At 74.2% G+C, this 11,942-nt stretch carries 7 protein-coding genes; 3 read left to right on the top strand and 4 right to left on the bottom strand.

The window, feature by feature from the left end; all coding sequences use genetic code 11:
* Positions 1-60: 60 nt before the first annotated feature.
* From ACZ6TV_RS51605 to ACZ6TV_RS51595, 3 genes are all read left to right on the top strand, one after another.
* On the top strand, positions 61-5,106 hold the full coding sequence (locus tag ACZ6TV_RS51605) for an amino acid adenylation domain-containing protein (RefSeq protein WP_465308446.1): 5,046 nt from the start codon (positions 61-63) through the stop codon (positions 5,104-5,106).
* Complete coding sequence (locus ACZ6TV_RS51600) at positions 5,103-6,740, top strand: condensation domain-containing protein (RefSeq protein WP_465308444.1); 1,638 nt, start codon at positions 5,103-5,105, stop codon at positions 6,738-6,740. The genes ACZ6TV_RS51605 and ACZ6TV_RS51600 overlap by 4 nt, the downstream gene beginning before the upstream one ends.
* Positions 6,741-6,845: 105 nt before the next feature.
* Entirely contained in the window at positions 6,846-7,283 is a 438-nt protein-coding gene (locus ACZ6TV_RS51595) for a hypothetical protein (RefSeq protein WP_465308442.1), read from the top strand.
* A gap of 19 nt (positions 7,284-7,302) precedes the next feature.
* On the opposite strand, the gene ACZ6TV_RS51590 is transcribed toward ACZ6TV_RS51595, so the two are convergent.
* From ACZ6TV_RS51590 to ACZ6TV_RS51575, 4 genes are all read right to left on the bottom strand, one after another.
* The gene (locus tag ACZ6TV_RS51590) at positions 7,303-7,623 is read right to left on the bottom strand and encodes a hypothetical protein (protein WP_465308440.1); all 321 of its coding nucleotides are present in this window, start codon (positions 7,621-7,623) and stop codon (positions 7,303-7,305) included.
* On the bottom strand, positions 7,620-8,207 hold the full coding sequence (locus tag ACZ6TV_RS51585; protein WP_465308438.1) for an RNA polymerase sigma factor: 588 nt from the start codon (positions 8,205-8,207) through the stop codon (positions 7,620-7,622). Before ACZ6TV_RS51585 ends, ACZ6TV_RS51590 begins: the two co-directional genes overlap by 4 nt.
* A 55-nt stretch (positions 8,208-8,262) precedes the next feature.
* The gene (locus tag ACZ6TV_RS51580; protein WP_465308436.1) at positions 8,263-8,562 is read right to left on the bottom strand and encodes a hypothetical protein; all 300 of its coding nucleotides are present in this window, start codon (positions 8,560-8,562) and stop codon (positions 8,263-8,265) included.
* 141 nt (positions 8,563-8,703) lie between these two features.
* On the bottom strand, positions 8,704-11,712 hold the full coding sequence (locus ACZ6TV_RS51575; protein ID WP_465308434.1) for a TIM-barrel domain-containing protein: 3,009 nt from the start codon (positions 11,710-11,712) through the stop codon (positions 8,704-8,706).
* Between the last annotated feature and the right edge of the window lie 230 nt (positions 11,713-11,942).

The raw sequence follows: 11,942 nt of genomic DNA, 5'->3' as shown, positions 1-11,942 counted from the left end.
GCCGCCGCGCCGCCCGCATCCGTCCCGCAGGCCCGTCTCCTAGGAAGGCACCCGTACGCCGTGGACACCGACGAACGTCACCCGGTCCTCGCCTCGCGCGGGCACCGCAGCCTGGTGGCGGCGCTGCGCGCGCAGGCCGCCCGGCAGCCGGACCGCCCCGCCTGCGCGTTCCTGGACCGCGACGGCGAGGCGACGGCCGAGCTCACCTACGCCGAGCTGGACCGCCTGGCCCGCGCCGGCGCGGTGACGCTGCTGCGGCAGGTCCGGCCCGGCGACCGGGCGCTGCTGGTGCTGCCCACCTCGCCCGACTTCGTCGTGGCCTTCCTCGCCTGCGCGTACGCCGGGGTCGTCGCGATCCCGGTGCCCTACCCGGACGGGCCGTCCGCCGGGCGGACGGCCCTGTCGCGGCTGCTCGGCATCGTCAAGGACGCCGAACCGGCCATCGTGCTCACCACCCCGGAGCTGCTCGACGCGCCGGCGGTCGACGAGCTGGGCGTCGGCGCCAGGGCGACGATGCACGCCCTCGCACCGGACCTGGCCGGGCAGTGGCGGGACCCGGACCTCGGCCCCGACGCGCCGATCCTGCTGCAGTACACGTCCGGATCAACGAGCGAGCCGAAGGGCGTCGTGATCACGCACGGCAACGTGCTCGCGAACTCGTCCGCCACCGCCGGCGCCCTCGGCATGGCCGTCGACCCGATCACCGAGCCGCGCGTGGTCGGCTGGCTGCCGCTGTTCCACGACATGGGCCTCGGCCAGATGCTGATGTGCTTCTACCTCGGCGGGTTCATCGCGCTGATGCCGCCGATGGCGTTCGTGATGCGTCCCGTCGCCTGGCTGGAGGCGATGACCCGCTACCGGGCGAACATCAGCACCGGACCCAACTTCGGCTACGAGCTGTGCGTCCGGCGGACCACCCCCGGGCAGCGGGCCGGCCTGGACCTCAGCGCCTGGCGGTACGCGCTGTGCGGCGCCGAACCGGTGCGCTGGGACACGCTGCGCGCCTTCGCCGACGCGTTCGGCCCCGCCGGGTTCGACGAGGCCGCGTTCCTGCCCTGCTACGGGCTGGCCGAGGCGACCCTCATGGTGAGCAGCGGCCGCCGGCCGGACGACGCCCGGTACGTCGACCTCGACGCGGAGACCCTGGAACGCGACGGCCTGCTTCGCCCACCGGCCGCCGGCGCGCGGCACCGGCGGCTGTCCGCCTGCGGCCGCCCACCGGCCAACGTCGACGTGCGGATCGTCGACCCGCAGACCCGGCGGGAATGCCCGCCGGACCGGCCAGGCGAGATCTGGGTCGCCGGGCCCAGCGTCACCCCCGGCTACTGGCAGCAGCCCGCCGTCAACGCGGCGAAGGTCGGCGTCGACCTCGACGGGGTGCCGGGCTTCCTGCGCACCGGCGACCTCGGCTTCCGGCGCGACGGGCAGCTCTACGTGCTGGGCCGCCTGGACGACATGATCGTGCTGGACGGGCGCAACCACTACCCGCAGGACATCGAGCTGACCGTCGAGGCGGCGCACCCGGCGCTCGCCGCCGGCCGGTCCGCGGTCTTCGGCTACCAGCACAACGGGCAGCCGTGCCTCGGCGTCGTCGCCGAGACCGCCGCCCGGGTCCGGCTCGTCGCCGACGACCACGGCGATCTCGGCCGCAACGAGGTGCGCTACGACGAGGTGCTCCGCGCGGTCAACCGGCGGGTCGCCGAGGAGCACCAGGTCGGCGTCACCGCCGCGCTGCTGCTCAAGCCCGGCGGCCTGCCCCGCACCACGAGCGGCAAGGTGCGGCGGCGGCAGAGCCGGGACCTGTACCTGGCCGGCGAGCTCAAGTCCTGGCTGCCGGCACCGGCGCCGGTCGTCGTCGAGGAGCCGGCCGCGCCGGTCGTCGTCCAGGAGCCGGACGAGGTCGACTTCCTCGCCAGCGTCGCGTCGCTGGCCCAGGAACGGCTGTGGTTCTACGACCAGCTCGCGCCGGGCACGTCCACGTACAACCTGGGCGGCGCCGTCGACATCGAGGGCGACCTCGACGTCGGTGACCTCACCGAGGCGCTGCGCGACTGCGTCGACCGGCACGAGAGCCTGCGCACCTGCTTCGCAGCCGACGGCGGGGTCCTGCGGCAGCTCGTCGCCGACACCCTCGACGTGCCGCTGCCGGTCACCGACCTGGCCGCGCCGCCCGGTCCGGACACCGACGCCGCGATCGCGGAGCTGGTGGCGCGGGAGCACGCCCGGCCCTTCGACCTGGAGCGGCTGCCCCTCGCGCGGTTCCGCCTGGTGCGGGTCGCCGAGCGGCGCCACGTCCTGCTGGTCACCCTGCACCACATCATCGCCGACGACTGGTCCCTCGCCATCTTCATCCGCGAGCTCGTCGCCCGCTACGACGCGCGCCGCACCGGCACGGCGCCCCGCCTGCAACCGCTGCCGCTGCAGTACGCCGACTACGCCGCCTGGCAGCGCGACCTCGTCGAACGCGGCGCCGTCGAGCCGCACCTGCGGTACTGGCGGGAGAAGCTCGACGGACTGTCCACACTGGACCTGCCGACCGACCGGCCACGCCCGCCGGTCGAGAGCTTCCGGGGCGCGACGTGGCGCACCGAGATCGCCCCGGACCTCGCCGACCGGCTGCGCCGGCTGAGCCGCGACGAGGGCGTCACGCTGTTCATGACCCTGCTCGCCGGCTTCAACGTCCTGCTGTCCAGGTACAGCGGCCAGGCGGACGTCGTGGTCGGCACCCCGATCGCCAACCGCGGCCGGCACGAGCTGCACGGCATCATCGGCCTGTTCCTCAACATGCTCGTGCTGCGCACCGACCTCGGCGGCCGGCCGACCCTGCGCGACGTGGTCCGCCGCACCGCCGACACCTGCAAGGCGGCGTTCGACCACCAGGACGCGCCGTTCGACCGGGTCGTCGGCGCGCTCGCCCCGCACCGCGACCCGAGCCGCCACCCGCTGTTCCAGGTCATCTTCCAGGTCCTCGACGACGACCTGCGCGGCGTGACCATGCACGGCGCCACCCTGCGCCCGCGCGACACCGCGACGGACACCGTGAAGCTCGACATGTCGTGCACCGTCAACGACACCGGCGCCGGCCTCGTCGTCGAGCTGCAGTACGCGACCGACCTGTGGGACGCGCCGACGATCGACCGGTTCACCCGAGGGTGGGTGCGCCTCCTGGAGGCCATGTGCACCCGGATCGACGACGCGGCGTCGGTACCGTCGCTGCTGTCGCCGGACGAGTCCGCCGGGATCGTCGCCGGGTGGAACACCACGGCCCGGCGGCAGCCGGAGCATCCGGTGCTCGACGGGCTCTTCCGGGCCCAGGCCGCGCGGCGACCCGACGCGGTCGCGGTCACCGAAGGCGCCCTCACGTGGACGTACCGGGAGCTCGACGCCCGCAGCGACGACCTCGCCGCCGCCCTGCGCGACGCGGGCGTGCGCACCGACGTGCCGGTCGGCCTGCACACCGGGCGGTGCGCGGACCTGGTCGTGGGCATGCTCGCCGTGCTCAAGGCCGGCGGCGCCTACGTGGTCCTCGACCCCGGCTACCCGGAGGAACGGCTGCGGTTCATGGCCGGCGACGCGGGCATCGCCGCCGTCGTCACCCACGACCCGTCCCGGTTCGCCGGGCAGCTCCCCGCCGTCGGCTTCGCGCAACCCGCCGCCGGTGCGGTCCCCGCCGGGTCGGCCCCGGACAGCCTGGCCAACATCATGTACACGTCCGGGTCGACCGGGCAGCCCAAAGGCGTCGGCATCCCGCACCGCGCCGTGGTGCGGCTCGTCGTGGACACCGACCACGTCACGATCGGCCCGGACGACGTCGTGCTGTTCACCGCCGACCCGGCCTTCGACACCACCACGTTCGTGGTCTGGTCGGCGCTGCTCAACGGCGCACGGCTGGCCGTCGTCCCCGGCGACCAGCCGCTCGGTGCCGCGGAGCTGGCGGCGGCGGTCCGCGCGGCCGGCGCGACCGTGGTCCGCCTGACCCCGGCGCTGTTCAACCTGGTCGCCGACGCCGAACCCGAGGTGTTCCGGGGCCTGCGCCACCTGATCGTCGGCGGTGACGTCCTCGACCCGGACCGGGCGCGCCGCGTCCTGGACGCCGGGGGACCGCGGTCCTTCCTCAACGCGTACGGACCGACCGAGATCACCGTCTCCGCGACGGTCCATCCCGTCGACGCCGGCTCGCTGACCGGGCCGAGCGTGCCCATCGGCCGGCCGATCACCAACACGACCGCCTACGTCCTCGACCCGGACCTGCGACCCGTCCCGGTCGGGGTCGCGGGGGAGCTGCTCGTCGGCGGCCCGGGACTCGCCCGCGGCTACCTGCACCGGCCCGGCCTGACCGCCGAACGGTTCGTGCCCGACCCGTTCGGCCCGCCCGGCGGCCGGCTCTACCGCACCGGCGACCAGGTCCGCTGGCTCGCCGACGGCAGCCTGCAGTTCCTGGGCCGGCTGGACCGGCAGGTGAAGATCCGCGGGTACCGCATCGAACCCGGCGAGATCGAGTCCGCGCTGCGCACCGTCGACGGCGTCCGCGAGGCCGTGGTGACGGTCCGGGAACCGGCCGGCGACAAGCGCCTCGTCGCCTACGTCGAGGTCGGCGCCGAGCCGGCGCTGTCCGTCGCCGACCTGCGCGCCGCGCTCGCCGGGCGGCTGCCGTCCTACCTGGTGCCCGGGCAGTTCGTGCTGCTGGAGCGGCTGCCGCTGACCCGTACCGGCAAACTCGACCTCCAGGCACTGCCCGCACAGTCCGGCGGCGGCCGCGACGACGAGGTCGCCTACGTCGCGCCGGGCACGGCGACGGAGCAGCAGCTGCACGACATCTGGGCCGGCTTCCTCGACGTGCCCCGCATCGGCGTGCACGACGACTTCTTCCACCTGGGCGGCCACTCGCTGCTCGCCACCGTGGTGGTCGCCGCGATCCGCGACCGGCTCGGTGTCACGCTGGCACTGCGGGAGTTCTTCGACCGGCCGACGATCGCCGGGCTCGCCGCGTCGCTCACCGCCCCGGCCGCCGGCGACGACCTGGCCTTCCTCGACGACCTGGCGGACGCGCTGGCCGCCGCTCAGCCCGCTGCTCAGCCCGTCGCGCCGCCCCGGGACCTGCCGTGACGTCGGCGCTGGAGGCGGCGCGCCGGCTGCCCGCACCGCAGCGGGCGGAGCTGCGGCTGCGCCTGTGGCGGCGGGGCCTGTCCGGCGCCGCCGCCGGCCTGGCCGACGAGGACCCGGCGCCGGCGTCGTGCGGCCAGCGCGCCATGGTGTACCTGCACCGGCTCGCCCCGGCGAGCACGGCCTACAACACCCCCGTGCGGTGCCGCCTGTCCGGCCCCCTCGACGAGGACGCGCTCCGGCACGCGCTCGACGACCTGGTGCGCCGGCACGACATCCTGCGCACCACTCTCCCGCTGCGGGATCACCGTCCCGTGCAGCACATCGCCGCCTCGTCGCCGTCGCTGCTGGAGATGTCCGCCGCCGGGCCGGGGGAGGCGGCGCCGTTCGACCTGACCACGGGTCCCCTGGTGCGGGCCCGGCTGGAGCGGCTCGACGACCGGGAAGCGGTGCTCCTGCTGACGTTCCACCACGCGATCGTCGACGGCTGGTCGATCGGGGTGCTCGCCGGCGAGCTCAGTGAGCTCTACACCGCCGCCGTCGCCGGCCGCCCCGCCGCGCTGCCCCCGGCGGTGCCGCAGTACGCGGAGTACGCCCGATGGCAGCGCGAGTGGCTCGACAGCGACCAGGCCCGGCGCGGCCTCTCGTACTGGCTGACGCAGCTCGCCGACCCGCCGGACCCGCTGCCGCTGCCCGCCGACCACCCGCGCCCGGCCGGTCACGCCCTGCGCGGCGCGGTCCACGACGTCCTCCTGCCGGCGGCGCTGCGGGACCGCCTCGACGCGGTCGCCCGCCGCGGCGGCGCCACCCAGTTCATGGTCCTGCTCGCCCTGTTCCAGGTCCTGCTGTCCCGGCTGACCGGCGCCGGGGACGTCCTGGTCGGCACCCAGCTGGCCAACCGCCGGCACACCGAGCTGCACGGCCTCGTCGGCTACGTCTCCAACGTCGTCGTCCTGCGCGGCCGCCCGCGGGAGTCGTCGTCGTTCGCCGCGTACCTGGCGTCGGTGCGGACCGCCTGCCTGGACGCGTACGAGCACCAGGAGCTTCCCCTCGACGTCGTCGTGCGGCACCTCGCCCCGCGGCGACCGGCCGGGCGCAACCCGCTGTTCCAGGTCGGCTGCACCCTGCACAACACCCCGCCGCCGGCGACCACGGCCGCCGGACTGACGATCACGCCGCTGGACGCGGCCGGGGACGACGGGGCCCGGCTCGACCTGGAGCTGGACGCCCGCGACAGCCCCGAGGGTCTGCGCTGCACGTTCACCTACGCGGCGGATGTGTTCGACGCCGGTACCGTGGCGGCCTGGGCGGACGCGTTCGTCGCCCTGGCCGGCGAGGTCGCCGACGACCCGGACACGGACCTGGGGCTCTCGCCGGACGTGCCGCGCCCCGCCTCCCCACCACCGGCTCCGGCGCCCGTGCCCGGCGGCGACCCCTCCCAGGCGGTCGAGGACCTGTTCGCTTCGGTGCTGGACGTGCCCGTGGTCGACCCGGACGCCGACTTCTTCGCCCTCGGCGGCCACTCCATGCTGGCGGTGGAGCTGGCCGACCGGCTCGGCGCGCCGTTCAGCCTGGCCGGGTGGCTGGCGGGACCGGCCACCGCCCGGCGCGCCGCACACCTGCTGGGCAGGTCGTAGCCGGCCCGCCCGCGTGTCGGGTTCGCGAACGTTCACGATCGAACCACCGCCGCGGCGCGGGCGTGCAGATGGGCAGTGACACCGAACCCATCGAAAGGCCACCAGATGTTCCTGCTCCGACGCGCCACCGCGCTCCTCGTGGTCGCGGCCACCGTGCTGGTGCTGCGCCCGGCCGCGGCGCACGCCGTGCCGGTCTGCGACGTGCCGAACCCGCCGCCGGTGTGCGGGCCCGACGCCCCGGACCCGACCGGCCAGATCAGCGACCTCACCACGAACAAGCAGCCGGGCGAACCGTACTCGCGGGTGACGTTCACCTACCGCGCCACCGGTGCCACCTCCACCCGGCTGTACATCCGGCACGGCTGGGGCACCGCGGGCGTCCCGTGGAGCCACGTGGACACGTTCAGTGGCGGCGCCCTGAGGACCACCCCGGGCCACTGGTACTACAGCGGCGAGAAGGTCGAGTTTCAGATCCGCTCCTACGTCGGCGTCGCCCAGGCCGACTCGAGAACGGTCTGCGTCGCCGTCTGCTCGCTGAACTGATCTCCGTACTGATCTCCTTTTAGCGGGCGCTGGGTGACGGCGACGGCCCCGTTGCCGGCGTGCCGGACGAGACCTGCGGCGACGGTGTGACCGCGGTCGGTGACTGCGGCGGCTGCTGGGGCTGTTGCGGCTGCGAACCCGCCGGGCGCAGCAGGACGATCGTGACGGCCACGAGCAGCAGCAGCGCCGCGGCCCAGCCGGCCCGCCGCACGAGCATCGCCGCCGGGCGGCGGGCCGGCAGCGCGGTCGGGGGGACCGCCGGGCGGAGCCGCTCCGGGGTGACCCCGGCCGCCCGGGCGGCCAGCGCCGAGCGCAGGCGCTCTTCGAGGTCGGTGTTCATCGCCGCGGCCCCGACAGCGCGTCCCGCAGGATCGTCAGCGCCCGGTTGGCCGTCGACTTCACGGTTCCAGGGGACACCCGCAGCACCTCCGCGATCTCCCGTTCGGACAGTTCCGACCAGTACCGCAGCACCACCACCTGGCGCTGGCGGACGGTCAGCCGGGCCAGCGCCGCCAGGACTTGCGGATCCTGCTCCGGCAGCAGCGCCTCGTCCTCCGCGGCCGGCACGACGACCGGTGGTGGCGGCACGTAGGCGCGGGCACTGCGGCGCCGGCGCAGCACCGACCGCGCCGCGTTCATCACCCCGGCCGTGAGGTAGGCGTGCGGGTCGGTGACCGTGCGCAGGTCCGCGCCGTGCCGCTGGTACAGCGCGGCGAACACGTCCTGGACGACGTCCTCGGCGGTGGGCAGGTCGTCGACCATGAGGACGGCCAGCCGGACCAGGCTGAGGCGCCGCGCGTGATACAGCTCGTTGATCGCCGGCGGGCCGTCCCGCCGCGGGGTGCCCCGCGACGCGGACGTGCCGGACAGCACCGTGCGCAGCACCCGCGGCAGCGGCCAGGGCAGGCGGAGCGTGACTGTCATGATGCTCGCAGGTCAGGGGACGGGCACGCGACGATACCGCGGTTCCGGACCGGCGTCACCGCCGCGGCGACGGCGACGGCACCGCCGACGAGGCCAGTGGCACCGGCGACGGCAGGACGGACGACGGCACCGCCGACGGCGGGACCGACGGCCGGCCCGGCGACGGCACCGCCGACGAGGACCGTGGCACCGGTGACGGCAGGACCGGCGGGGACACCGGCGGGGACACCGGCGGGGACACCGGTGACGGCGACGGCGCGTCGTCGGCGAACGCGACGGCGGACACCGCGCCGATCGCGGCGACGGCGGCCGCGCACGCGACGTACGCGACGGAACGGACCTTCAGGCGGATCACGGCACTCCCAGGGGACGAGGAACGGCTTCCGCAGCGATAGACGCACGGCGCCGCCGAAGGTTGGCTCCCCGGGAGTGACCTGGGTCACAGCACGCGGACGGCCGGCCGGTGGGGTCACCGGCCGGCCGCCGCGTCGTGGGCTCAGCCGATGGTCAGGCTGTCGATGTTCGCGCCGTTGGCGCCGGTGGTCGTCGCCCGGACGGTGACCTGGCTGCCGGCCGGCAGGTTGGCGGTGAACGAGGTGGTCGCCCAGTTGGCCCAGCCGCCGGTGGGGTTGAACGCCAGGGCGCTGTTGACGGTGGCGCCGTTGACCGAGATCGACAGCGGGCGGTTGGCGGTGCCGGCGTTGGCGTAGCGGAAGGTCAGCGTCCGGGTGCCGGCGGTGGGCACGCTGACGGTCCACTGGACGTAGCCGCCGCTCGCCGAGGTGTCGGCGAAGTCGACGAAGCCCGTGCCGGTGTAGTCCGGGTGGCGGGTGTCGATGACGGCGCCGCTGAGCGTGGCCCGCTCCGCCTGGTAGACCGTGCCGCCGGTGACGGCCGGGAAGGCCGCCCCGCTCGGCTCGACGGTGGCCGCCACACCGCCGCCGGTGACGACCGGGATGGCCGCGGTGACGACGGACAGGACCTTCCGGCCGGCGTCCCACACGGTGCCGCCGCCGCTGGTGATGGCGATGGCCTCGCTGGTGTACGCCGGCAGCGTCGCGCCGCCGTTGACCCGCATGCCGACGGGGGCGGTCAGCCCGTGGACGCGCACGACGTACCGGCGGGTGGCGGGTGCACCGGTGTAGGTGCCCTGCGGGTGGCGGATCGTGGCTCTCGTCGCGCCGTCGGTCCAGGTCAGGGCCGTGGTGCTCTTGGCGCCGGCGGTGCGGTACGACTCGCTGACGCCGTCGTCCTCGACGAGGTTGAAGGTGCCGTCGGCGCCGGCCCAGACCTCCAGCTCGAGCTGCCGCTTGTTCACGAACGCGGTGCTCTGCGCGTACGGATACTTCGGCAGGATCGCGCCGGCCTTGACGAACAGGATGATCTCGCCGGTGTGCGTGACGTAGGGCAGGTCGGCGGCGTCCGTCCCGACGTGCTTGATGTCGGCCCAGAAGTTGTACCAGGTGCTCCCGGCGGGCAGCCACACGTTCTGGGTGGCACCGCCGTCGGAGATCACCGGCGCGACGAGCAGCGACGGCCCCCACATGTACTGCAGGTCGTGCGAGTAGGCGTTCGGCCGGTTCTGGTAGTCGACGACCATGGCGCGGGCCATCGGCATCCCGGTGGCGGCGGCCTCGTGGGCGAGACTGTAGATGTACGGCAGCAGCGTGTACCGCAGCTCGCTGTACTTGCGGAAGTCCGCCTGACAGGCCGCGTTCTGGTCGAGCGGCCAGCGGGACGCGACGGCGCCCTGGGAGGACGTGTTGGCCCCGCTGTGCGGCCGCCAGATCGGCGACAGGCTCGACCAGGCGGCCGGCCAGTTGCGGTAGAACGCCTCGGAGATCAGGCCGGTCCCGGGCGCGCCGTGGAAGCCGCCGCCGTCGATGTTGGAGAAGGGGAAGCCGCCCAGGCCGCCGACCTGCATGCCGCGGATCTGCTGCTGCATCTCGTCGTACGTGGACGCGATGTCGCCGGTCCAGTAGTGGCCGTAGCGCTGCTGCCCGGCCGACGCGCCGCGGCTCCAGGTCCACGGCCGCTTCGCGGTGCCGATGTGCCCGGCCGTCTGCGGGTCCCAGCCCTCCTCGCCGACGCCCTTGTGCAGGTAGAAGAAGTACGCGTTGCGCAGCTCCGACCATTTCTTGCCGCTCGCGGAGTCGGCGTTGAAGGGGATGGGGCCCAGCTCGTCGGTCTCGTCGAGCCAGAGACCGGCGCCCGGGTAGCGCAGCGCCGGGTTCAGGGCCTTGGTCCAGAAGACGTTCCACACCCAGGCGCGGGTGGCGGGGTTGCTCCAGTCCGGCACCGAGCCGTTGTCGGCGACGCCGGTGAGGTCGGCCGCCTTGAAGCTGTACCCGGGCGGCGGCCCGCCCACCCAGCCGGCCATGAGGTTGGAGTTGTTGCGGTTGTAGTCCAGGGTCATCGTCACGCCGTTGTCGGCGGCCCACGCCTGGTAGCCGGCCGGGTCGGGCCAGCGCACCGGGCTGAACTCGAACCACGAGCCGCCCCACGCGCCGGTCCCGGCCCGCCAGCGGTTGTCGTTGACGTGATGGTCGAAGGCGAAGCCGGCGTTGCGGTGCGCGGTGATCTTCGTGCGCCACCAGTTCTGGTCGCTGACGTCGGGGAAGGTCTTGTCGGACATGTGCAGGCCGAAGATGGCCAGCTGGGGCAGGCGCGGGCGCCCGGTCAGCTGGGTGTACCGGTCGAGCAGCTTCGCGAACTCCGGGCCGTTGATGAGGAAGTAGTCCATCTGGGGCCGGGCACCGGCGGTGGCGTGGTCGTCGGCGGAGAACGCGTAGTCCCGGGCGGCGCCGCTGGCGAAGGAGAAGGTGGCGTCGAACGTGGTGTTGAAGAAGACGCCGTACCCCTTGGTGGACAGGTACAGCGGCACGATCGCGGGCGCCTGGTCGTTGCGGACGGTGCCGTAGTTGTGCGCCACGACGTCGCCGGTGCGGTCGAGCCGGGGCGAGCGCCCGTACAGGCCGTGGCCCGCCTTGATGAAGTGCTCGTCGGCGGGCGGCGGGACGAAGGCCTGGGTGATGACGCTGTTGTTGGTGCCGCCCCAGGTGATGCTGCGGGTCGCGTCCTCCTTCGCCAGCAGCGCGCCGGTGCCGCGGTGGTAGAACTCCAGCCGCAGCGGGTTCTTCTGCAGCACGATCCGGATGCCGTCGGCGGCGCCGGTGACGATCGTCAGGGTGTTGGCGTCGCTGGTGACGGTGAGGCTGCCACCCATGCCCGCGTGGTTGGCGGGGACGACCATCTCGTAGCGGCTGTCGGCGAAGAACGTCTCGCCGCCGCGGATCGCGCGTACCCGGACGATCTGGTTGCCGTACGCGGTGATCCGCAACCGCTGGCCGGTGCTGCTGGTGACGGTGACGCTGCGGGCGTCGGTCGCGTGGCTGGCGTAGTTGCCCAGCTGTTCCCCGACGGCGGCCTCGGCGCGCAGCGGCGCCCCGGCGACGGCCCCGGCCGTCAGCCCGGCGGCGATACCGAGCACGTTCCTTCTCTTCATCGCGTCGACTCTCCTCGACAGGTGCGGGCGAATCCGTTGCGCGGCGTGCTGAGGTGCGCCGGCATGGCGGCCGGCGGTGGAGGCGCGCAACAGTGCGCGGGCGACTTGGGTCTCCGGGCGGGTTGGCGGTTGGAGCGCCTGGAAACGGTTCCCACAGTGGTCCGCTCGAATCAGTTTTGTCAATACCTTGCAATAGACCGGTTTCGCATCGACGTGCTTCGTGCTACGGT

The sequence above is a fragment of the Dactylosporangium sp. NPDC051087 genome, assembly GCF_055586325.1.
The sequence above is the reverse complement of the archived record's forward strand: the minus strand, read 5'-3'. Positions and strand labels throughout refer to the sequence as shown.